This window comes from Pediococcus acidilactici, from assembly GCA_024970065.1.
Taxonomy (GTDB): domain Bacteria; phylum Bacillota; class Bacilli; order Lactobacillales; family Lactobacillaceae; genus Pediococcus; species Pediococcus acidilactici_A.
The window spans coordinates 1799006-1822436 of record CP103908.1; the positions used below are offsets into that span (position 1 = coordinate 1799006).

General features: G+C 44.3%; 23 protein-coding genes. 6 read left to right on the plus strand and 17 right to left on the minus strand.

All coding sequences use genetic code 11. The features are described from left to right. Positions 1–67: 67 nt before the first annotated feature. The 9 genes from NYR25_08635 to rsmG form a co-directional block, all read right to left on the minus strand. Positions 68–1213 (minus strand): HAMP domain-containing histidine kinase, encoded by a 1146-nt coding sequence (locus NYR25_08635; protein ID UWF33636.1) that lies wholly within the window; start codon positions 1211–1213, stop codon positions 68–70. A gap of 18 nt (positions 1214–1231) precedes the next feature. After that, the gene (locus NYR25_08640) at positions 1232–1921 is read right to left on the minus strand and encodes a response regulator transcription factor (protein UWF33637.1); all 690 of its coding nucleotides are present in this window, start codon (positions 1919–1921) and stop codon (positions 1232–1234) included. Between the two features lie 118 nt (positions 1922–2039). Further along, positions 2040–2534 carry a methylated-DNA--[protein]-cysteine S-methyltransferase gene (locus NYR25_08645; protein UWF33638.1) on the minus strand — a complete coding sequence of 165 codons (495 nt, stop codon included), beginning with the start codon at positions 2532–2534 and terminating at the stop codon, positions 2040–2042. A gap of 234 nt (positions 2535–2768) precedes the next feature. Beyond that, positions 2769–3911: an IMP dehydrogenase gene (locus NYR25_08650; protein ID UWF33639.1), complete on the minus strand. Its 1143-nt coding sequence runs from the start codon at positions 3909–3911 to the stop codon at positions 2769–2771. 26 nt (positions 3912–3937) lie between these two features. Continuing rightward, complete coding sequence (locus NYR25_08655; GenBank protein ID UWF33640.1) at positions 3938–4636, minus strand: DUF1129 domain-containing protein; 699 nt, start codon at positions 4634–4636, stop codon at positions 3938–3940. A gap of 26 nt (positions 4637–4662) precedes the next feature. After that, positions 4663–5769: a redox-regulated ATPase YchF gene (ychF, locus tag NYR25_08660; GenBank protein UWF33641.1), complete on the minus strand. Its 1107-nt coding sequence runs from the start codon at positions 5767–5769 to the stop codon at positions 4663–4665. A 386-nt stretch (positions 5770–6155) separates the two neighbouring features. Continuing rightward, entirely contained in the window at positions 6156–6356 is a 201-nt protein-coding gene (locus tag NYR25_08665; protein ID UWF33642.1) for a DUF951 domain-containing protein, read from the minus strand. A 13-nt stretch (positions 6357–6369) separates the two neighbouring features. After that, the gene (locus tag NYR25_08670; protein UWF33643.1) at positions 6370–7221 is read right to left on the minus strand and encodes a ParB/RepB/Spo0J family partition protein; all 852 of its coding nucleotides are present in this window, start codon (positions 7219–7221) and stop codon (positions 6370–6372) included. 9 nt (positions 7222–7230) lie between these two features. Then, positions 7231–7962 carry a 16S rRNA (guanine(527)-N(7))-methyltransferase RsmG gene (gene rsmG, locus NYR25_08675; GenBank protein ID UWF33644.1) on the minus strand — a complete coding sequence of 244 codons (732 nt, stop codon included), beginning with the start codon at positions 7960–7962 and terminating at the stop codon, positions 7231–7233. A 107-nt stretch (positions 7963–8069) separates the two neighbouring features. On the opposite strand from rsmG, the gene NYR25_08680 reads away from it, so the two are divergent. Further along, positions 8070–8543 (plus strand): GNAT family N-acetyltransferase, encoded by a 474-nt coding sequence (locus tag NYR25_08680; GenBank protein ID UWF33645.1) that lies wholly within the window; start codon positions 8070–8072, stop codon positions 8541–8543. A 103-nt stretch (positions 8544–8646) separates the two neighbouring features. On the opposite strand, the gene rihC is transcribed toward NYR25_08680, so the two are convergent. The 3 genes from rihC to NYR25_08695 all read right to left on the minus strand — a co-directional run bounded on the left by rihC (position 8647) and on the right by NYR25_08695 (position 13450). Further along, the gene (gene rihC / locus NYR25_08685; GenBank protein UWF33646.1) at positions 8647–9561 is read right to left on the minus strand and encodes a ribonucleoside hydrolase RihC; all 915 of its coding nucleotides are present in this window, start codon (positions 9559–9561) and stop codon (positions 8647–8649) included. A gap of 101 nt (positions 9562–9662) precedes the next feature. Further along, complete coding sequence (locus NYR25_08690; protein UWF33647.1) at positions 9663–10934, minus strand: NupC/NupG family nucleoside CNT transporter; 1272 nt, start codon at positions 10932–10934, stop codon at positions 9663–9665. A 164-nt stretch (positions 10935–11098) separates the two neighbouring features. Next, a complete protein-coding gene (locus NYR25_08695; GenBank protein UWF33648.1) occupies positions 11099–13450 on the minus strand; it encodes an ATP-dependent DNA helicase in 2352 nt (783 codons plus the stop codon). Positions 13451–13536: 86 nt separating this feature from the next. Between NYR25_08695 and NYR25_08700 the strand changes: the two genes are divergently transcribed. Continuing rightward, positions 13537–14097 (plus strand): NlpC/P60 family protein, encoded by a 561-nt coding sequence (locus NYR25_08700; protein UWF33649.1) that lies wholly within the window; start codon positions 13537–13539, stop codon positions 14095–14097. A gap of 204 nt (positions 14098–14301) precedes the next feature. Here the strand turns inward: NYR25_08700 and NYR25_08705 are convergent, their stop codons facing one another. After that, a complete protein-coding gene (locus NYR25_08705; GenBank protein ID UWF33650.1) occupies positions 14302–14841 on the minus strand; it encodes a MerR family transcriptional regulator in 540 nt (179 codons plus the stop codon). Positions 14842–15047: 206 nt separating this feature from the next. Between NYR25_08705 and rlmD the strand changes: the two genes are divergently transcribed. Then, on the plus strand, positions 15048–16520 hold the full coding sequence (gene rlmD / locus NYR25_08710; GenBank protein UWF33651.1) for a 23S rRNA (uracil(1939)-C(5))-methyltransferase RlmD: 1473 nt from the start codon (positions 15048–15050) through the stop codon (positions 16518–16520). Between the two features lie 66 nt (positions 16521–16586). On the opposite strand, the gene NYR25_08715 is transcribed toward rlmD, so the two are convergent. From NYR25_08715 to NYR25_08725, 3 genes are all read right to left on the minus strand, one after another. Next, positions 16587–17102 carry a response regulator transcription factor gene (locus NYR25_08715; protein UWF34735.1) on the minus strand — a complete coding sequence of 172 codons (516 nt, stop codon included), beginning with the start codon at positions 17100–17102 and terminating at the stop codon, positions 16587–16589. 655 nt (positions 17103–17757) lie between these two features. Beyond that, positions 17758–18516 (minus strand): ABC transporter permease, encoded by a 759-nt coding sequence (locus NYR25_08720; GenBank protein UWF33652.1) that lies wholly within the window; start codon positions 18514–18516, stop codon positions 17758–17760. Next, a complete protein-coding gene (locus tag NYR25_08725; protein ID UWF33653.1) occupies positions 18509–19390 on the minus strand; it encodes an ABC transporter ATP-binding protein in 882 nt (293 codons plus the stop codon). The genes NYR25_08720 and NYR25_08725 overlap by 8 nt, the downstream gene beginning before the upstream one ends. A gap of 193 nt (positions 19391–19583) precedes the next feature. On the opposite strand from NYR25_08725, the gene NYR25_08730 reads away from it, so the two are divergent. From NYR25_08730 to NYR25_08740, 3 genes are all read left to right on the plus strand, one after another. Further along, complete coding sequence (locus NYR25_08730; GenBank protein UWF33654.1) at positions 19584–20201, plus strand: DedA family protein; 618 nt, start codon at positions 19584–19586, stop codon at positions 20199–20201. 61 nt (positions 20202–20262) lie between these two features. Further along, the gene (locus tag NYR25_08735) at positions 20263–20472 is read left to right on the plus strand and encodes a PLDc N-terminal domain-containing protein (protein ID UWF33655.1); all 210 of its coding nucleotides are present in this window, start codon (positions 20263–20265) and stop codon (positions 20470–20472) included. A 22-nt stretch (positions 20473–20494) separates the two neighbouring features. Then, complete coding sequence (locus tag NYR25_08740; protein ID UWF33656.1) at positions 20495–21217, plus strand: hypothetical protein; 723 nt, start codon at positions 20495–20497, stop codon at positions 21215–21217. 128 nt (positions 21218–21345) lie between these two features. On the opposite strand, the gene NYR25_08745 is transcribed toward NYR25_08740, so the two are convergent. Continuing rightward, positions 21346–23271, minus strand: a complete 1926-nt coding sequence (locus tag NYR25_08745) for an acetyltransferase (GenBank protein UWF33657.1) — start codon at positions 23269–23271, stop codon at positions 21346–21348. Positions 23272–23431 lie beyond the last annotated feature (160 nt).

The window sequence follows — 23431 nt, forward strand, 5'->3', positions numbered from 1 at the left end:
GCTTCCACCATTCCATTTACGTTAATTAGCCCAATTGACCACTAGCGTTCTCGCCATTTTTATTTTTTTACTTGCTAGTTGGCTGCGCCCCCCGCACCGGTTGCTTTAAAGGCAACTGGATGATAAAACTAGTTCGCTTATCATTCGAATGGGCCTCAATAGTACCATTATGCATCTCGACAATGCTTTGCGCAATTGCCAACCCAAGTCCCGTTCCACCAGTTGCTTTAGAACGCGAGCCTTCCACCCGGTAGAATCGATCAAAGAGTTTCCCCAGCGCCTGGGCGGGAACCTTCTGCCCATCGTTAGCCACCTCAAAAATAACCGTGTCGTTAATCTGGTGTGCGTTTAGGTAAATATTCTTCCCACTGGTACCATATTTCAGCGCATTGGTAATTAAATTATTGAACACGCGGCCAATCTTTTCAGCGTCCCCCATCATTTCCAAATCCTCCGGAACGCACGTCGAAGTGATCACAAATCCCTTTTGCTTTGCTTCTAATTCGAAACTAGCCGCCAACTGCTGCAACATGGAGTCCACGTGAATCTTATTGTAATTTAGCTTAGGATTGGATTGACTAACTTTCGTGTACTCAAATAAATCTTCCACGAGCGATTTCATCTGGACCGACTTCAAATACGCCGTGTGCGTGTACTTAAGGATGTCCTCGGTGCTCTGGTACTGATGGTCCTCAATTAGGCGTAGATAGCCAATAATTGACGTCAACGGCGTCCGTAAATCATGAGACACGTTGGTAATCAAGTCATCCTTAGATTGTTTAAGCGCCCGTTCTTCTTCCATCGAACTAATTACACTATCTACTAGCGAGTTCACACTGTCGACGACCCGTTGGTGATCTCCACTCAGTTCAAACGGGATTCGATGATCAAAATGCCCGTTTGCAATGTAATGTAATTCCGCGATAATGTGCCGCAGTTGCATCTGTTTATAACGACGTTCTAGTCGCCAATACAGTACGCCTAAATCAGCTAAAAACATCACGGCAATGAAAATATTCTGGTAACTCCAAATTTGGATTCCACCAATGCTAATGGAATTTTTAACCAAGAAAATGGCATTAGACAATGCAGGATTGGTTTTTAACGCGCCATCAATCAAAATAAAAACTGATAAATTTAGTAACAGCAAAAGGATAATTGTAATAATCCCTTCGCCAAATAATTCGTATTTTTCACGACCCGTTAACTTCATTTACTTGCTCCCCAAAATCTAGTGTGCAACCACTTTGTAACCCACGCCCCAGACGGTTTCAATCACCTTTTCGCCGCCCGTAGCTTCTTCGATCTTATCTCGTAAATGACTTACGTGGACCATGACCGTTTTTGCAGAAATCACACTTTCTTGTTGCCAAACCCGCTCAAAAATTTCGTCCGCAGAAAAAACGCGGTTAGGATGGCTAGCTAACAAGTACAAAATTCCGAATTCCAGTGCCGTTAGTTGCACCGACTTGCCTGCCAAAGTTTTAACTTCGTGAGAATCACTATTGATGGTCAACGGACCAATGTCCAAAATTTCGGGCGCATTGTCCGTCACGTCCTTTTCGCTACGCCGTAATAGTGACTTAACCCGGGCCATTACTTCCAACGGGTTAAACGGTTTGGTAACGTAATCGTCCGCCCCAGTTAGCAACCCCTTAATTTTGTCCATGTCGTCAGTCTTTGCCGACAACATCAATATTGGCAATTCCGAGTCTTTGCGTACTTCACGAACCACCTGCATCCCGTCCATTTCAGGCATCATGATGTCTAGGATCATGAGCTTGATGTCTGGGTCAGTGTGCAACTTTGTTAAGGCTTCCTTACCATTGTAAGCTAACACGGGTTCGTAACCTTCGTTTTTAATGTAAATATCTAATAATTCAACAATTTCTTTATCATCATCGACTACTAAAATTTTCATGGTTTATCCCCTTTAAAATTTACGCTCATTTACTATAGTCTAGCAAATTTGGGAACAAATGCCCGAATTTAAGCAAGTTTTTTTAGTAATCCTTAAAAACTACCGAAAACATCCGGTTTTATCCAATCGCTCCCTCTAATTTTAGTAGGCGGTACTTCATGGCGATGCCACCCCGATACTGGCCAACCTGCCCACTTTTTAAAACCACGCGGTGACACGGGACCACGATCAACAATGGGTTCCGTGCGACGGCCGTCGCGACGGCGCGCACCGCGCTTGGCCGCTTAATTCGTTGCGCTAATGCGGAATAGCTAAGCGTGGTTCCCCACGGAATTTTTACTAACGCTTCCCAAACCAAGCGTTGCAACCCGGTCCCGTTTTCCATATCGAGGGGTAAGCCAAACTGACGCCGACTTCCTTGTAGGTATTCCGCAATTTGGTGTTTTGCCGCCTGATTAATAACTTCGTCTTGAACCAGTGTAGCGGCTGGATAAAATTCATACATTTCAGTTAAGTCAGCATTCGGGGTGCCCACAAAAGCCAATCCCCTTTCAGTAGATCCTAGGTAATAACGGTTGGTTCCGGCGACTAGCGCCGAATAGTAAATTTTCATCTTGTTCCTCCTCGAAATCAAGTTACGGAGTGTATAAAAAAGAGCGGGACAAAAGTCGGTTAATTTGTGAGCTTTAATTGAAAATCGACCATTATGCCTGAATTTAGCATTAATGGTCGATTTTGGCTTAAGCGGAATAAACTGGCTTTGGGCTCTGTTAAAGCCCATACCCCAAACTGATTTTTAAAAAGGATTTTTTTAGTTTTTCCAGCTTCTTTTTAGTTAATATTCAATTTATTTATGATAATTAGGAGCCAACTTAGTCATTTGAACGTCATGTGGGTGTGATTCCACCAACCCAGCGTTCGTAATTTGAATAAATTGGACCTTTTCGGCTAAATCGGGAATCGTGGCAGCCCCTACGTAGCCCATTCCTGAACGTAATCCGCCTAACATTTGGAAGATAATCGCGGCAACCGAGCCTTTGTATTCTACGCGTGCTTCGATTCCTTCGGGAACCAATTTATTAGCTTCGTTAACGCCACCTTGGAAATAGCGGTCTGCCGAACCCTTTTCCATTGCGCCAACCGAGCCCATTCCCCGGTAAGCCTTGTACTTCTTACCGCCATCTTCAATGATGGATCCAGGAGTTTCGTCGGTTCCGGAAAGCATGCTTCCTAGCATTACGGCGTTTCCTCCGGCAACCAAAGCTTTTACAATGTCGCCAGAAAACTTAATTCCACCATCCGCGATAATTTGCTTGCCATATTCGCGAGCAACGCCTGCTGCATCGTAAATCGCCGTAATTTGGGGAACACCCACGCCAGCTACCACTCGGGTGGTACAAATTGAACCAGGTCCAATTCCTACTTTAACTACGTCAACTCCTGCTTCGAAGAGTGCCCGAGTGCCTTCTGCAGTAGCAACGTTTCCCGCGATTAGGGTTTGGTCGGGGAAGTGTTCACGAATTTCAGCAATTTTACGTAAAACTCCAGCTGAATGACCATGGGCCGTATCAATTACGATGGCGTCAACGCCTGCTTCAATCAACGCTTCCGCGCGTTCGAAAGTGTCACTAGTAACGCCGACAGCGGCAGCAATTAACAACCGGTCCTGGTCGTCGACCGCCGCTTTAGGATTGTCATCAAAGTTAACGTCAGCTGACTTAACTTTTCGTACTTCGGCAGCCTGTTGCTCTGCACTCATATTTTTATGGATGACCCCTAGTCCACCTTGGCGAGCCATGGCAATTCCCATCGCTGATTCGGTGACCGTATCCATCCCCGCACTAATAATTGGAATATTAAGCTTTAAATTATCTGCTAACTGCGTCGTAATGTCCGCCTCGTTGGGCAACACGTGGCTTTCGCCAGGAATTAATAAAACATCGTCAAACGTTAATCCTTGTTTCGTAAACTTATTATTCCAATTACTCATCAATACTCTCCTTTATTTATCTAAAACTATAGTAGACCGCCAACAATGTGAAACTTTCGTCTAAGATACCACCGACCGGCAAAGGCTGCAACCGCTAATATGATGTAGCCAGCCAACGGTAGCATCGGATTAATTGCTGGTGGCAATGCTCCAAAGGCCGTGTAGAAGATAATCCACAAAATTACCGCCAATACGGTAATCCCAGCTTGTTTCCACAAGGAAGGTCGTTTTTTACGGTTAACAAATAACCGGTAAATGTAGGCAATCCCCAATCCACCAACTGCTGAAGTCAAGATAATTGCCAAAATTCCGGCCGGTCCAGGAGCTGCCTGAACCGATTTTGGTTGAATTAACATCATTAACGCGTACATTGCCGCAAAAAGGGCCATGAAAATAAGGCCATTATCAGCGGCGCGAAGCCAGATGTTATTGCTTTGGGCTTCCATCTTAGCCTTCTTAGGGCCTTCCACAATTGCTTTAAAACGGTCGGTTGGGGTTCCAAACAACTGTTTTGCGGTCGTTCCCGTTTTTTGTCCCTCCAACAATTGGGTTTCCGTGTCGATTAACGCAGCTTGGCGTTGTTCGTCACTTAACTTGCTTGCCTGTAATTCCTTACGCAAGCGGTGCATGAAATCGGCGTTACGCTTAGTTAATTCCGTTGATTGCTTATGTTCAGGACGCGAATGCCGTTGTTGCGCACCCGCGTTACGTGGTTCTTCACTCATTTTTTATTGCTCCTCATCCAGTAATTTTATACGTTGAAGCGGAATTCGATAATGTCACCATCTTGGACATGGTAATCCTTACCTTCTAGACGCAAGCGTCCCGCTTCTCGAACCGCTTGCATGCTGCCATACTTATCCAAGTCGTCAAACGAAACGGTTTCCGCACGGATAAAGCCGCGTTCAAAGTCCGAATGAATAATTCCCGCCGTTTGCGGTGCCGTCATGCCCTTCTTGAACGTCCAGGCGCGAGTTTCCTTACCACCCGCCGTGAAGAAAGTTTGCAAGCCTAGTAGGTTGTAAGAAGCTTGGATCAAGCGGTTTAATCCAGGTTCTTCAATTCCTTCTGCTTCAAGGAATTCAGCTTTTTCGTCATCTTCAAGTTCCGCAATTTCTTGTTCGGTTTCGGCAGAAATCCCTAAAACTTGGGCGTCTGGATCCACTTCGGCAACGTAATCTTTGATTTCCTTAAAGTACTTGGAGCTTTCTGGATCAGCCATGTCATCTTCGGCAATGTTAGCTACGTAAAGCACTGGCTTTGTAGTTAACAAGAATAAGCCCTTCACAATTGGCATTTCAGCTTCGTCAAATTCCACTGCCCGAGCTGGTTTGCCGGCTTCAAGAACCGGGTGCAATTTTTCCAGCACTGCCAATTCAGCCAAAGCGTCCTTGTCACGACCCTTAGCTGCCCGTTGTACCTTAGCTAGTCGCTTTTCAACGCTTTCTAAATCTGCCAAGCTTAATTCCATATTAATGGTTTCAATATCTTCGATAGGGTCGACTTTACCAGACACCGTGGTGATGTTGTCATCATCAAAAGCGCGCACTACGTGAACAATCGCGTCCACTTGTCGAATGTTTTCTAGGAACTTATTTCCGAGCCCCTCACCCTTACTTGCTCCCTTAACAATCCCCGCAATATCGGTAAATTCAAAGGTCGTGTGCACAATTTTCTTTGCCGGAATAATTTCTTGGATCCGCGCTAACCGTGCATCGGGAACCTCTACCATTCCCACGTTAGGATCAATCGTCGCAAACGGATAGTTCGCCATTTCGGCGCCCGCCTTTGTAATTGCGTTAAATAAGGTTGACTTACCAACGTTAGGCAAGCCCACAATACCAGCTGTTAATGACATGTTAATTACACTTTCCTTTCAAAATTGCGTGTTCTTGTTTCTATGGTATCAAAAAAATGGTCTAGATAATAGGTGGTGACTGGATTAAAAACGGCAATCCAGAAAATGTTTTTCCTTTACTTTGCAGATGTATTTGCCTCGTAAAAATGAAAAGACGGCGTCCTGTTACCCGCTTTTTTAACCCAAAATAAAAAATGCTCATCCTTTCCCTGAAAATTAAACCACCACTACGTATTCAGTGCTCCAAGCTTTTTCAATTTATTTTATAAAAAAGAACACATCCCCCTTTTTACTTTCCAAAACTTAACGAAAAGCAACTGACAATGTGTTCTCTATATTCACTACGCAAAATGATGTTTGCTGTCCCAAATTTTGATCAGCACCGTTTAAAGCTCGTCTTCATTGGGTCTTTCAGCAACCACCTTTTTCAGTTTTTGTTCAAATTCCCGCCGTTTAAGCATCACAATGTGCCGACAACCTAAACACTTCATTTTTATATCCATCCCTAAACGGATAATTTCCCACCGGTTAGTTCCGCAAGCATGGTTCTTCTTCATTTGAACAACGTTATGCAAATCGTATTCCATGGTATCTTCCTCCCTAATCTAGTGAAATATGTAGCAGTTCTAAAATGCGGTTTAAATCGCTCATCGATTCGTAATTAATTTCAATTTTACCCTTCTGTTTTGACCGGGCCACCACTAGGGCTTTAGTGCCTAGCCGCTCTGCTAGTTGGTTTTCAACTTCCCTAATGAACGGGGATTTATGTTGTTGCACCACTTTTGCGGTTGCCTTGGGTGTTTTTGTCGCGTTAATCTGGTTGACGATTTTTTCCAGTTGCCGCACCGTTAATCCTTCTTGGACCGTCCGCTGGGCAAGCTTTTCTATCTGGCGTTCTTGTTTAACCCCTAATAACGTTCGAGCTTGCCCCATGGAAATTTCGCCAGCTTGTAAAAGCTCTTTGACCGCGGTCGGTAACCCGAGCAGTCGCAAATAATTAGCGATGTATGGTCGACTTTTTCCTAGCCGCTCGGAAACTTGCGCTTGGGTCAGCCCCAGCTCCTTAATCATTGCTTGATAGGCTTCCGCTTCTTCTAACGGGCTTAGGTCCTCACGCTGCAAGTTTTCAACGATCGCGGCTTCTCGAGTAGTCTCGTCCGAAAAATCCCGGATAATTGCCGGAACCTCCGTTAACCCGGCAATAATACTAGCCCGGTACCGTCGTTCGCCGGCAATAATTTCATACCGTTCCACGGCCGAAATTGGTTGGCGCAAAACTAACGGCTGGAAAATTCCCGATTCCTTAATCGAATTCGCCAGTTCCACCAACTTTTTCCTGTCGAAAATTCGCCGTGGCTGAAACGGATTCGGCCGAATTTTATCTACTGCAATCATTTGGTAACTAGCATTTTCTGGAACGTTCAGCTGTGCTTCTAATTGTTTCTCATTCATGATAACCTTCTATTTCTCGCCAATTGGATCTTTACTTGGAGTTCCCGGTTTCCGCGGATACTTATTCGGGGTCTCCTTTTTCTTTTCAATTACCACTAAATGCCGTTCATCACCGGTTATTGGCAACGTAAATTGTTGATCTTCTAATAATTTACCACCTAAAACTGCGATTGCTTGGCGACCATTTGCCAACTCTTGTTCGGTATGGGCCGCTTTCAGCGCAATAAAATGACCACCCTGCTTAACCAGTGGCAAACACAACTCACTTAACACGCTCAAGCGCGCCACTGCCCGGGCGGTAACTAGTGCAAAACTCGCACGGTATGGCGATTTTTTAGCACCGAAAGTTTCGGCCCGGTCGTGAACTAACTCCACATCACTTAAGCCTAACTCGTCTACCAACCCCTGTAAAAACTTGATGCGTTTGTTCAAGGAATCCACGATGGTAACCTTCAAACTCGGCAACAATATTTTCATTGGCAACGACGGAAATCCCGCTCCGGCACCAACGTCGCATAGTGCGGTACCGGAAGTGAAAAACTGGGGAGCTTCTAACAAGGGGGTTACCGAGTCATAAAAATGCTTAAGGTAAACTTCCTTTTCATCCGTAATTGCGGTTAGATTAACGTGTTCGTTTGTCTCCACCAATCGTTTATAATAAGTATCAAATTGCCCCATCTGGTGGTCGCTAATTTGCCACCCCCGTTTGGCAAGTGCTTGACGAAATTCTTCTGGATTCATCTTTTTTCTCCTTGTGAAACATTAATTGTTTCATATTCCTAACTCCACTTTAACCAATTCCCGCACTTTTGGCAATAAGCCAATTTATATATGGAAGGAAGGATTATATGCAACCAACCATCCGTCCGGTAAGCGCGTTTACCCCGCAGCACTACGATCTATTGCTTTTGGCCGACCCCTCTTTCAAAAGCATCGCCAGTTACTTATCTAGCAGTACTGCTTTTGAAATGGTGTCTACAAACCGGCCCATCGGAATCATTGTCGTCCATTCTCTTGCTAACCAAGTTGCTGAAATTATGAACCTAGCCGTTTCCCCGGCGTTTCAAGGACGACATTATGGTAGTCAGTTGCTCGAGTTTGCCATCGACCACGCTTCTAAAGCGGGCTACCACAAACTTCAAATCAAGACTGGGTCAACTAGTTTTGCGCAACTATATCTCTACCAAAAATGGGGCTTTCGCTGCACAAAGGTTTTACGCGACCATTTTGTTGACCCCGCTTATTACCCCGAACCGATTTATGAAAACCACCTGCACCTGCGTGATGCAATTGTTTTAGAACGTCCCCTGCCAAGACGCTAAAAATCATTTTCCATAAAAAACCCCAACTAGAGTTTTCACTCGTAGCTGGGGTTTTATTTTGGCAGTTCATAAACTGTAATTCCTAGGTGGCATAATTAAAAGCTTAGGCGCGCATTTTTTTGACTTCCGCAATAAACCACTCGTTAAAGGCAGCGGCATCAATGTCTACACACACCTCTGCGTTAGTCTTACCGTCGTGATATGCGCCACGAATATCGGCAACCGTTTCCCCGATTGCTGGTCCTTCGGTAACCACGTCAACCCAGTAGGCTTCGGTTTGGTACATCTCCGGATTCAAGGTGTACGCTAACGTGTTTACGTCATGCATCGGGATCCCACCTTCGTTGCCTTCATAATAGTGGGTGAAAATTGCCCCCAGCATTTCACCTGGCTTACCCAAGGTCTTAATTGTGGCGATGGTTTCTGGCGTAAGCAATGCCTTCATGGTAACGTCTAAACCGACCATCACTACCGGAATTCCACTTTGGTAGACAATTTCAGCCGCGTGTGGATCCGTAAAGACGTTAAATTCAGCCGCGCTGGTCATGTTTCCCATTCCAATTGCGCCACCCATTGCGACGATTTTCTTGATTTTTCCCTTAACATCGGGATGTTCCTTCAATAACAAGGCAATGTTCGTGTAAGAACCCGTAGGAACCAAAGTGATTGGTTCATCGTTAGCCATGATGGTTTGGTAAAGAACCTCTACGGCGTTATTGGCTGGCACTTCTGCAGGTTCCTCACCAAAATCGTATCCTGGCATTCCGGATTCACCGTGCACCCGGGCAGCGTCCTCAAACGGCTTTAAAAGCGGTTGTTCAGCACCGCTAGCTACCGGTACGCCTGCATTAAAGAACTTAACTAGTTTCAAAGCATTTTTAGTAGTTTTATCAACCGTCACGTTTCCCGCAACCGTTGTGATTAATTCTAATTCAATTTCGGGATTGTTGATGGCAACCGAAATTGCGGCTGCGTCATCAATTCCTGGATCAGTATCCATAATAATTTTTGTTGTCATTTAATTACCTCCAAAGGTTTTATGAAAGCGTCCTCATTACCATTCTAAAAAAAGATGAACTCCGAGTCCATCTTTTTTCGCTTTTTTAATTTTGAACTAGTTTACCAAACGAATACGCCAATGAATCCGGCAGATAGTAAGGAAACTAAAATTCCAGAAAGCAACATGTAACCAACGTTTTTAGAAATCACATCGTTCTTTTCCCGGTCAACTAAGCCCTTGAACGCTCCGATAATCATTCCGGTAGTTGAGAAGTTTGCAAACGATGTTAAGAAAACGGTGAGGGTTGCTAAGAAGTGTGGTGTGAAGTGTTTCAAAATTGGTGAAACCTTACCCATAACCACGAATTCGTTAGTAACTAACTTAGTACCCATGTATTGAGCCATTTGGAAAGCGTGACTCGGATCGAAACCAAGTAGCCAAGCAAATGGGAACATAATTACCCCGAGAATGTTTTCTAGTGAAAGTGCTGGGTTAATCTTGCCTAATAAAGCATCAATCAACGCTGCCAAAGCAACGAAGGCAATTACGTTAGCCGTAATGATTAAGATCAAACGACCCGCGCCTAAGATCGAATCGCCCAAGAACGAGAAGAATGGTTCCCGTGCAGGCTTCTTAGTAACGGTTTCTTCAGCAACTTCTTCTGAACCTGATTCGATGGTTTCAGTTGTTGCTCCAGTGTCGGCACTGCTACCGATCTTAGCAATGGTATCTTCTTCTTCCGTTACTGAAACTGGATTGAGCACCGTGGTGACGATAATTGCGTTGATAATGTTAATTGGCACTGCGGCAATTATGTATTGACCAGGCATCATTAATAAGTACGAACCTAAAATTGAAGCTGTAACACAGCTCATGGACATCATCGCGATCGTAACTAACCGCGCTGACTTCATTTGCCGCAATTGTAAACCAGAAACCGCTAAAGCTTCCGTATTACCTAAGAACATCATTTCTACGGCAAAGAATGATTCAAACTTCGGTTGGCGAGTAATGAAGGACAACCCTTTACCAACCCACTTAATAATCCAAGGGAGAACGCCGATGTAGGTCAAAATATCAAATAATGGCACAATCATCAAGATTGGTAGCAACGCACTCGTTACAAAGTTCATTTGCTTTACGTCGACCCAATCAGCAAGTGCAAAGGAAATTCCTTTATACGAAATATCAACTAAACCTTTAAATCCATCCGCAGCAGCCTTAACTGCGTTAATCCCAACGGTAGAGTTAACTAAGAACCAAGCTAACACAATGTTAATTACCACCATGATACCGACTGATTTCCAATCAATATGCTTGCGGTCTTTAGAAAATAGGACGGCAACGCCCAAAAATACGATTATTCCAATCACATTTACTGCTAAATACATACCGAATATCTCCCTCTTACAATCCAATTTATTAACAGATGTTGTAATAATCATAACGGCAAATATTTAGTATGTAAATAAAAAATCTAAAGATTTTGAAAAGATTTTCAAAATCCAATCAATTGCTATTGTGGTCCGTTCCAATTTGTGGTAAATCGTTTTACCTAACGCTGCCAGAAGCCATTAACCGCTTTCTTTAAGTCAAAAATCGAACTGATTTGGCGATATTTGCTCCAATGTTTCGGAAATAGCTTTAGGTACCGGTAACCGGCAAAACGTTGATCCATGAGCACCACGTTTCCCCGATCACGCTTCGTACGGATTAGCCGCCCCGCCGCCTGCAAAACATGGTTCATTCCCGGCAATTGATAGGCGTATTCGAATCCGTGGCCGTTTTTTTCGTCGAAATAATCCCGCAATAAATTCTGTTCCACGCTTAGGCCAGGCAACCCCACACTGACAATTCCGACCCCGATTAGTTGTTCATCGGTCAAGTCAATTCCCTCCGAAAAGATTCCTCCCAACACCGCAAAGCCCACCAAGGTTGTTGCCGAAGGGCTCCGGAATTTATCCAAAAATGCCGTTCGGTCTTCTGGCGACATTTGGTTATTTTGCTGTTCAACCTGCACTTCCGGGCGAAGCACGCGAAAAGCACTGGCAATTTGGTCTAAATAGGCGTACGAGGGGCAAAAAATTAGGTAATTTCCCGCTTTAGCGCTTACTAACGTATCAATTGAAGCGACAATTTGCGGCAGGCTCTCCTCCCGATTGGCAAAGCGGGTGTCGATGTAATCGGTAATCAAGATGTTCTGCTGTTGTTGCTCAAACGGCGAGTCCATCCGTAAGGATAAAGCATCACTGCTTCCCAAAGTTTCTTGGTAATAATCGACCGGACTTAAGGTTGCCGAAAAGAAGACCGCTCCCCGGCCCTTTTTGAGTGAAGCATCTAGGTACGGACTGGGATCCAGAATTTGTTCCTGCACGTTAACTCCGATTTCTGTTTTTTTAATGATAATTCGGTAACTTTCGTCATAATATTCCGCAATCTTTAAATAGACGCTGCACGCGAAAAATACCGACAAAATCTGGTCCGTTAAGTCCCCATCCGGCTGCTTAGGCAACCATTCCCGCACCGCTTCGTTGAACTTCAGCATTACGTTTTCCAACGGTCCTAACGGTTGGTAATCGACTAAAGCTTCTTTATTTTCCTTTTCAAACGTATTTTGAATGATCGTTAGTTCGTTGCCGAGCCGGTTTAACCAGCGCTTAACCGTTGAAGAGTCGACGTCGTGTCCACTAGTTTCAAAAAGCTCTTGGGCTTTCACCACTTGGTCGGTGTTAATTTCTGCCGAATACATATCTCGCGAACGGGAGACCAAGTTGTGCGCTTCGTCAATCAAAAAGAAATTTCCCTTATCCACGTTAGAAAAATAACGCTGCAAGTACACCCGGGGATCAAACAAGTAGTTGTAATCGCCAATAATCAAATCACAAAAAAGCGACAAATCCAGCGAGAATTCAAACGGGTCCAACGTATGCTTCTTTGCGTACTTTTGAATAACTTCCTTGGTAAATTGATTTTCGTGATCCAGCGCATCTTGAATTCCGTCCTTCACCCGGTCGTAGTATCCCAACATGTAAGGATTATTTTCCGGATTTACCCCGACTTCTTCTGGAAAAATGATTTTATCTTTAGCCGTTAAGGTAATGCTCTTTAACTTCAAGCCACCTTCAGCCATTAGTTCAAGCGCCTCTTCCGCAACGTGCTGGGTACTTTGTTTAGCCGTTAAATAAAAAATCCGCTCCATTTTTGCTTCCCCGATTGCCTTAATACTGGGAAAGAGGGTCGAAATGGTTTTACCAATTCCGGTCGGTGCTTCCACGAATAACCTTTGTTCCGTGAGGACGGTTTTATAAACTGCCACCGCTAATTCGCGTTGACCTGCCCGGTACTCCGGAAAGGGGAAGTCCAATTTTTTGGCCGACTGGTTTCGAATGGAACGCCAATCTTGTTGGCGCCGAACCCATTCTTGGTATTCGTTGATCAATTCGTCAAAGAATTCACTCAGTTCCTGACGACTAAACGTTTGTTGTTGCTCTAACACGTCGTCGGTAGGCCGCTGATAGTAGGTCAACTGAATCGTTACCTGCTCATAATCTAAATCCTGGCTAAGAATGGCTCCGTACACCTTCGCCTGACTCCAATACAATGTCTTAGTATTTTCACTGAGTTCTTCATAAGGTGGGTCGGAAGTTTTAATTTCTTCAATAAAAAGCTCGTCTCCGATCACCACCCCGTCGGCCCGGCCTTCAACGGTAAGTTCAGAGCCAGCAACTTCCACAACCCGTTTGACCGCGTATTCTTTTTCGTAATCCGCGCCGCGTTTCTTCTGCAGGCGTCGGTGAATTTGCGCGCCCTTTAACGCTGTATTTTGGCTATTCATCGTCGGATTCAAATCTCCGCTTCGCAAAATAAATTCTACTAACTGACGAATCCCGATCTTTGTTGGTACCATTACATTCTCCCGCTACTTTTCTTAAATAAAAATATTTCGTTCCTCGCTAACGTATTTACCTACGAAACCGTTTAAGGAGGAATTTTATGAATTACAGATCAATACTTTTTACTACCGTCGTGGCAGCCATGGGTGGATTTTCTTTAAGCAACTCGCCAATTTCTGCACATAGTTTACCGGCTAACTCGCCGCTGATAAAAGCGGCCATTCCGGAAACACCGCGCCCAGAAACTTCCCAGTCACTTAATAATCCACCGGCCGCGCCCATCGCTTTCAACCAACTAGAAGCCGTTTTAAACCAACACCTTGGCCAGCCTTTTATGTGGGGGGCTACCGGGCCGAGCGCTTTCGATTGTTCGGGGCTGACCCAATTTGCCTTTCGCCAAGCGTTGGGAATTAATTTAAACCGGACGGCTGCACAGCAATTTCAACAAGCGCGCCACGTCGATGCTTCAGAAGTACGTCCCGGCGATTTAGTCTTTTTTTCCTATAACCAAGGACAAAGCATTGATCACGTGGGAATCGTAGCAAAGGGTCACCACATGATGATCGACGCCCAAAATCGTGGGGTGATTCGTGAAAGTTACGACACCCCGTGGTGGCAACCGTTCATCGCCGGATATGGACGAGTTTTAAGCGACCATTAGCTATTTAAACGCTTCTTCACGATAATTTAAAGGGACTGGGGAAATAGACACCTTGTTAATCAAGATGCCTTAAAAGTTCCCCAGTCCCTTTTGTGCAGTATTATTAAGTACATAATTGAAGTTCAGCAGTGCAGTTAACTTAAGTTCACGTAATCTATTTAAACCAGTCGTAGTGCCAAACATCACCATGAACTCACTTAAAGCTTAACCAAAGTGGCGCTTCCACCAACCCTTTTTAGGTTGTTCCAAGGCTTTTTGGTTCTTTTCTACTAAGTCGTCAATTTTCTTGGCTAACTTAGCATTTTCTTCGTGATAACTTTGGTTTTGCTCTACCACCTTAGTTAGCAGTTGTTTTAAGTCCGCCATATCTTGGCTTTGAGCAGCGATGAAGCGTTTCATTGATTCGTCCATCACCATTGGGACGTTATCACCTTCAACTTGATCTTGCTCGTCTTTTTCGGCGTCTTCGTCTTCTTCATCACTCGATGATGAAACTCCCAAAGTTGCCTGAACAGCTTGTTTAAGGGTGTTCTTTTCACCCAAAAGCTCATTCATCTTTTCTAAAATCTGAATGTCTTCTTCAGAATAAATTCGACGTCCACGGCCATCATGTTGGAATTTATGGCCGCTTCGTTCCATTTCCTTTGCCCAGTTACCTAACGTAGCAAGGCTTCCGATTCGTTCGATTTTTTCAACGACATCCGAACCGGTTGCGTATTCATCTGCTTCAATATCTTTTGCCATTATTTCACCCACTTTAATGATTAATTTTACTACAAACTGAAGTACAATTCTAGTTCAAAAAAGCCGTTTTAATCGCATTCTTTACTTCAATGAACTTCAAATTCCGCTTTTAAGCCCACCGTTCAATCTATTTTACCCCCGTACTGGTTTTTCAACAATCTATGTTAGAATGACTAATTGAGTGAACTTAATAATCGAGGTAATTTATGAATAACAAGAAAAACTTTAAATCAACTAAGCAACGTTCGCAATCCCGAACGAATACTAAGCGAAACCAGCGTCACTACCACCATAATCCCAAAAATGCCCAACAGATTACCGAAGGACAGGTAATCCCACTGAAAATTAAACGACTCGGCATTAATGGGGAAGGAATTGGTTACTACCAGCGGACGATTTGCTTTATCAAGGGGGCTTTGCCAGGTGAAAAAGTACTTGCCAGCATCACCGAAGTCCATCCACGCTATCTTACCGGTGTCTTGCATCAAATTAAAAAAGTTAGTCCTGACCGGGTGACTCCCATCGATAACTATGCCGACGAGGTGGGCGGTTTTGAACTCGAACACCTCGCGTACCCTGCCCAACTAGAATTTAAGCGCGACGTCATTCGTCAAGCGTTAACTAAGTTTCGGCCTGCAGGTTATCAAGATTATGAGCTACGTCCAACCATCGGCATGGATAATCCGGTTGCTTACCGAAACAAAGCTCAATTTCAAGTTCGGCGACTTACCGATGGCCAAGTCGGAGCCGGCCTTTATAAAGAAGGAACGCACGAACTCGTTGATCTTGCAACCTGCAGTGTTCAACATCCGTTAACCATGAAGATTATCCGGGCGGCGGTAGCCCTATTTACAAAGTATAATGTCGATATTTATGATGAACATCGCAACGAGGGTGAATTGAAAACGCTGGTCGTGCGGGTCGCCCAAGCTACCCAAGAAACTCAAGTCGTCTTCATCACTAATACTCCCCAACTATCGCACGTAACGGAAGTCATTGACGAGTTAGGCGCCCAATTCCCCGAGATCGTCTCCTTTATGCAAAATATTAATCCAGGACGCCAATCCCTAATTTGGGGTGAAAAGACCGTAAAGCTACGTGGGCAAGCTACCATTCGCGAGGAACTTGACGGATTGTCCTTCAACTTATCCGCGCGGGCCTTTTTCCAATTAAACCCGCAACAAACCGTTACGCTGTACGACGAAGCGCGCAAAGCGTTAGCCATCACCCCAAATTCGCGAATTGTGGACGCCTACTCCGGAGTTGGAACAATCGGCCTATCCTTAGCTAACAAAGCAAAAGAAGTTCGTGGAATGGACACGATTGCCGATGCCATTGCCGATGCAAACGAAAACGCTCGACTTAATCAGATCGACAACGCTCGTTACGAAGTCGGTTCTGCTGAGAAATTGCTGCCTAAATGGCTAAAGGAAGGCTTCCAACCTGACGGAATTGTCGTTGACCCTCCCCGAGTAGGGCTTGACCGCCGATTAATCGACGCCATTTTGAAATCGGCTCCCAAGCATTTCGCATACGTATCGTGCAATCCTTCCACTCTCGCACGTGACCTAGTGCCGTTAGTGAAGAAATATCGCGTAGAATACATTCAATCAATTGATATGTTCCCACAAACTGCCCGAGTAGAAGCAGTTGTAAAACTAACGCTGCGTGACGCATAAATAAATACGCTAAAAAACCAAGGAAACTTCCAACTTTACAAAAGTTGGTTAGACTCCTTGGTTTTTTTATATCCAGCAATTCTTTTGTGCGAGTTCGACGGCTTCAAGCCGGTTACGGACCCCCAATTTACTAAAAACTGCCGATAGATAATTGCGGACCGTACCTTCACTTAAAAATAATCGTTGAGCAATTTCCTTAGTCGGCATTCCACTTGCAGCCACCTGCAGAACCTCGGTTTCCCGCTTAGTTAATGGGTTTTGGTCGGCAGATAAAACACTTTGAACAAGTGCCGGATCGTAAATGATTTTTCCCGTCATCACCTGGTTAATTGCGGTAATTAACTCCTCACTTGGGCTGTCCTTTAGTAGATAAGCCGCAACCTGAGCCCGCACCGCTTGTTCAAAATAAGTTTGCCGGGCAAAGGTTGTCAAGATCACAACTCGAGTTGGTAATTGCTCTTCATGAATTCGTTGCGCAACTTCCAGCCCACTTAATTTGGGCATCTCAATATCTAAAACGGCCACGTTGGGAGAATGTCTTTGGATCATTTGCCAAGCCGTTGCCCCATCGCTAGCCGTAATGTCGCGGAGCTCATCAGGAACCCGTTCCGGAGCCTTCTTTAATAATTTTTGGGCGAGCTCCGTTTTCACGGTAATCATTGAAAAACTTTGCCCTAAAGTGTCGTGTAAATCCCGGGCGATCCGGTCCCGTTCACCGCGTCGAATTAAGTTTTCAAGCCGGCGATTATTTTGGGACATTTGTTTGCGGATTTGGACTGAACGGGCAAAACCATACGACATTATTGGAGAAAGAATTGGAAAAATCAATCCAAAAGCGTTCATAGCATATTCCACCCCAGATGTCGGGTTGATTTGTAAACTGTGGATGATTCCTGCGCCTAAAAGAGCGTAATAAGCCACTAAAAACCATCCAAAATAGCGCCGTGGCATCGTTGAAAGGATGAACGCAACCTGCCAAGCAGTAAAAGTAATCATGAAAAAGTTTAACGGCCACACGGCAAACGACCCAGTAATTAGTAATTCCAGCGGAATCGTTACCTTCCGCCACTTGGGAACCTCGGTAACCAATATGTAGACAACGAGAAAAGCCACCATCATCAGCAGCCAAAAATAGTCCGTCCACGACCGGGCTGGTAAATAGAATGCCGCGCTAAACGGCAAGTACATTAGCCAAATGTAGGTCTCCCACTTAATCTTTTTCAACGATTCCCTAAAACTATGCATTAATTGCCGAGCTCCTCTTCGCTAATAATTGCGCCACTCCTGCGGTTACCAACGCCATAATCACAATCCATTCGCTAATCCCCGCTACACTACTCCAGTTAATTTTAGCATGGTTGATCACTTGTCCAATTGTACGATTTAGAAAATACGTGGGCAAATGTCGCCCGATATTTTGAAGCCATTCTGGCATTGTTTCTAAAGGCCACCACAATCCGCTCACAATCGCTAAGGGAAAGGTTACTAAGTTCATTAACATCCCCAACGTTTCTTGCCGCTTAACGTTAGCTAACAACACGGCTAACAACATAATTGGAATTTGCCCCACTAAAATTAATCCCAATAAAGTCAGCCATTGTACCGGATCTAAAGCAATTGAATTTAGATAAGCCGCGACCGTTCCCAAAATCCCCATTGCCATGAAGTTTTTAAGCGTGTTCCACAATAAAAACGAAGCGTAATAATTGTCTAAGCGGTGATGATTTAATTTCAAAAACACCGTCAGCCCTTCGTTCCGATCCCGGATTAACGCGGTAGACATCCCCATAAGCAAGGTAATCAATAAACTATACACCATCATACTTCCCAAATAACTACCGGCAAATTCATGATTATTGGTTGAGGGGTTCACAAATAATTTAGTGAATAACCAGTAGAAAAAGGCTGGCATCCCCAGCGACATTATTAAAAACGAGGGATTGCGGAATACCAGCCGCTTTCCATCAAATTTCAACTGCTCCCATAATTTATTCATGACGGTCATCCTCCTTGGTCATCGCGGTAAAAATGTTTTCTAACGAAGCGGCGGTGATTTTTACATTATTTAATTGGTTTAGCCACGGAGCCAAAGCCCGCAGTGTTTGATCACTATCCGTGGTATCCAGCGTAACTTGCTGGTCTTGGACAAGAACCTGCTTTACGTTCGGCAGCCCTTGGAAACGCGCTTTAGGAAGGGTGGTTGCAAAACTAATTTGACTAGTTAAGTAGCCTCGCTGAAGTTCAGCTAAAGTACCATTGAACTTAATTTTACCTGCTTTTAAAATCAAGATTCGGTCGGCAACTTCCTGAATTTCTGCCAAGTAATGGCTGGTAATTAAAACCGTCTTCCCCTGAACGCGCATTTGTTCAATTTTGCGCCAGAATATTTGTCGTGCGTTGACATCCATTCCCACGGTCGGTTCATCTAAAAATAGCAACTGTGCATTGCTAACCAACGTTAATCCAAAGGCTACTTTCTGCAACTGCCCACCCGACAACCGGTTTAAGGGTCGTTTTGCAAACGAACTTAAGGCTAATTCTTTCATTACGTCAGCTACCGGGCGCGGATTACGATATTGCGCAGCGGTAAGTTGTAATAAATCCCGCACGGTTACTCCCACTAGCTTCAGATTATTTTGAAACATCGTGTTCACTTCTGGTTTAGCAACCTTATTCCACTGAATTGCACCACTTGGGGAATGCAAGATTCCCAATAGCAGTTTCAAAAGAGTGGTTTTTCCCGCACCGTTTTCGCCAATCAAGCCAATAATTTCTCCCGTGGGCACGGTTAAGTTTACCCCGCGTAAAACCATTTTTGAACTATAATTGAACTTCAATTCGTGGACTTCCACGAGCGCCGTATTTTTCATTAGCAGATCCTCCATACCCTATATTCTAGGGAATTACCATCTCCTTATTCAGTACTAGATGTCATTACTTTGTCATGACATTTGTCACACTTTATAAAAACTGTTTAAGTTTCTCCCTTACCAAGTGCTTTTCGTCGACTTCTCAGTGCCGAGTCGGAATAATAGAAGAAAACACCCCACTATGGAGGATTTTATGGAACAACAAATTACGCAATTCATTAACGACTTTGGTTATCTGGCGATTGTGCTCCTGATTGCCTTGGAAAACCTTTTGCCGCCAATCCCGTCGGAGATCATTTTGACTTTTACGGGGTTCATGACCCTCACGTCTAAACTAACCCTATGGGGGAGCGTAATCGCTGCTACGGTTGGGGCCGTCATTGGAGCTCTGCTTTTATACGTAATTGGTCGTTATTTGAATCCGGAACGTTTACATTGGCTCGTAGCTAGTCGAGTAGGCCGCGGGTTGCGCTTAAAAGATAGTGACATTACTAAAGCGCAAAATTTCTTTCAACGTCACGGGTTTAAAACAATCTTTTTTGGACGGTTTGTTCCCGTAATTCGGAGTCTAATTTCAATTCCAGCGGGGATGGCAAAAATGCCAGGACTGCTCTTCGTTTTGTTAACCACGGTGGCCACCTTAATTTGGAACTTAGTCCTCATTCTTTTAGGCCGTGCCGCTGGAAGTGCGTGGGCAGAAGTTTCCGCAATGGTCGATACGTACGCCTCCGTGGTAGCAGTTCTGCTAGTTGGCCTCCTCCTTATTGGCGGAGCAGTTTATTATTTCAAACGAATTCGACCGAAAGCTTAAACTCCGAAATCGTTTTCATGGTAAAATAGGGTTAACTATTATCAGTTGGGAGGGCCTTACAATGAATAAACGCCATTTTCTTAGCAAACGTCGCCAGCAGGAACTTTTACCACTAGTTGCTTTTGAAGTTACCGCATCCTTACTTGCGTACAAAGACATTCTTACCGCGACCAGTTTTCGACGCGGTAACCGCGTCTTGTGGATGTTGGTTGCCCTCATCCAACCAATCGGACCGTGGCTATATTTCACTTTCGGCCAAGAGTCCGAGTAATCCAGAAGGAAGATGACCTCGTTTGAAAATTCAGGATGCTGGAAGAAGGTTCTTCTGGTTGACAATCTCAATTATTATTAATTCTGCAGCTAACGCCCTCACCATAGCAACCGGAATGGGAAGTGCAGTGTGGACGGCCTCCGCGGTTAATATCTCACATTGGGTAACTCATTCGACAGATCCCGCCGTTGCTAACCACGTAATGGGCGCCGTGTTGGTAATTTACGGCGTTGCGGTAGCTTTTTTGGCGATGTTGCTTACCCAACGACTAGATTGGACTCGCTTTATCCGTAACATTTTATTCGTGGTGCCCTTCAGCTACCTGGTGCAGTGGTTTGTACCCCTTTTTCGGGATTTTCTAAGGATTGGTGAACTTCAAGCCAACTTTAGCCATCCTTACCAACTAGCCCTTGATATTATTATCGATATTTTTGGACTTTTTTGGGTGGCCACCGCCGTCTCCTTATACCAGCGGGCTAATTTAATCATGCACCCGAACGACGATCTTTCTTACATTCTCCGCTTTAAATATTTGCACGGCCGCGCATCAGCTTCCCAATGGGCAAGTTACGTACCTCCACTAGCAATGACGGTACTAAGCTTTATTGCTAACCATCAAGTTTGGTCGTTTGGCTTTGGGACGGTCTGGGCCTTCGTCACTCAAGGATACGTTCAGGGCTGGGCTGATGAACATGTCGTACCTACTTTTAAACACCACTTCGTACTGCAGAAGCCCCGGGGTTAAATTGGATCATTAACCTATATACAAAAAAGGGAAACAGAATTGGATGTTCTGTTTCCCTTTTTAACTTGTTTAAACTAAGTATCTAGTTAAGTTTTCAAATGATTTTTAATTTCTTGATTAAAAGCTTTTTATTGCTCCGCCTTAATAACAGCTTTCGCTACTATAGACGCGTATTCTTTAGAACCTGCTGGATTAGGGTGAACGTGATCACCGTAGAACCAACCTGGTTGATTCTTAGCAGGACCGTTCCAGTCGATGATTCGTAAGTTATCGTACTTCTTCGTAGCCTTATTCAAAGTCTGGTTAACCGAGCCTTCCCAAGTTTGGGTTGGTACGTGAACGTTAACCCAGAAGAGTTTCCGGTGCTTACCGACTATTTTTTCGATATCATCAACCTGTTTAGCATTAACCGGACCATTAGCTCCGAGGTTAATCAGCACGTTATCACTTAGCTCCCCTTGTTTCTTCATGGAAGCTAATATTTCTGGTGCTTCATCCACTTGCCGACCAACCTTAGCCGACATATAGGCGGTTGGGAAGATTTCTTGCAAATCGGCTCCCGTATCTTCCAAAACGGAATCACCCACTCCGGTCAGCGGGATTGACTTAGCCGCGCCCATTTCTTGGTCCGTTAGGTGGTACTTTTGAGCAATTGTCTTTTCTTTTTTGCTCAACTTAACGTGTTTGCTCTTAGATTTAGCTTGATCTTTTTGTACTTCTTTTTGCTTTTTCAAAGCAGCGGCGTTTTTCTGGTTCGTCGCTTTGCTGTTCTTAGCTAATTTGGCCTGTAAATCGTCAGTCTTTTGCGAAACCTTTTCTGGCGCCGTTACTGCACCAAAAATCGCAACGAAGGTAACGAACAAGACGGCAGCCACTCCCACGTGACGCCACTTAAATCCTGATTCGATGTTAAACATCTCCTTCAAAAAACGACCTAGATGACGATAATCAAATTGTGCCAACGGAATTTCCACAAAGCGGTAGGATAGTTCACTCAATATCAAAATAATTACTAACGGTGCTAGCGTATTTAGGACCGGATGAGCCGCAATATTAGTAACCTTTTGCTCGTAAAATACCATTACCGGCAATTGATACATATAAATTCCGTACGACCGACTACCTAGCCACTTAAAAACGGGGTTGGTTAACGCCCGGTTCCAAATGAAGGACGGGTGGGCAATAATGGCAATCATCAAAACTGACAATACGGAAAAAATGAAGATCCCACCATAGTAAGGCCATGCCGAAGTTCCTGGCATGGTGAAGAATGCCGTAATCATCAGTGCCATGATTATTAACCCGATGATGTTCGCAACGGCATTTTTATGCAAATCGAGGTTTTTCTTTAGCCTGGTGGACGGCCAAATAAATGCCAAGGCTGCACCAATTAGAAATGGTGCTACTCGCGTATCCGTACCGTAGTAGACGCGGTTTACCGTGTCCGGATGGTACAAAATTGCCATTATCATCGCCGAAATAACGCTTAGTGAGAAAAGGATTCCCGCCACTTGTACCCGCCGATGGGTGTAAATCTTCAATAACACAATCAACAGCAGTGGCCAAATAAAGTAGTACTGACCTAATACCGATAAATACCATAAATGGGTGAAAGGCGATTCGCCATTGTACCGGTCAAAATATGACTGTCCGTGACCCACCAACCACCAATTATATACAAACGTTAGGTTGGTCAAGATAATGCTTCGGATGTGCGACAATAAATTTTGTGCAAACATGGTCATGTAAGCCGTGCTACCTATTAGCACAACGACTAGTGTCGGATATAACCGCCGGAGTCGCCGCAAGTAAAACGCTCCTATTTGAATCTTTCCCTTGCGATCCCATTCTTGAATAAAAATATCGGTAATCAAGTATCCCGATACCGCAAAAAAGATTGGCACCCCGAGATAGCCTCCCGGAACCTTATAAGGCATTAAATGGTAAAAAATTACCCCTAAGAGGGCTAGTACTCGCAGCCCATCAAATCCAGTAATATACCGACGCGCTCCCGTATTCTTATATTCTAAAGAAATCTCATCAAACTCTTTCATTCACGCTTACCTCTAACATCCAAAATAAACAACTTTTTCTCCCCCGTAGACGCTGGTTAATTATGTACGCTCAATGATTAATATCATATAATAATGTTTCCAAATATCCAACTATATGTGCAAAACATTTTTAATTTTTATTCAATTAACACATTAATGT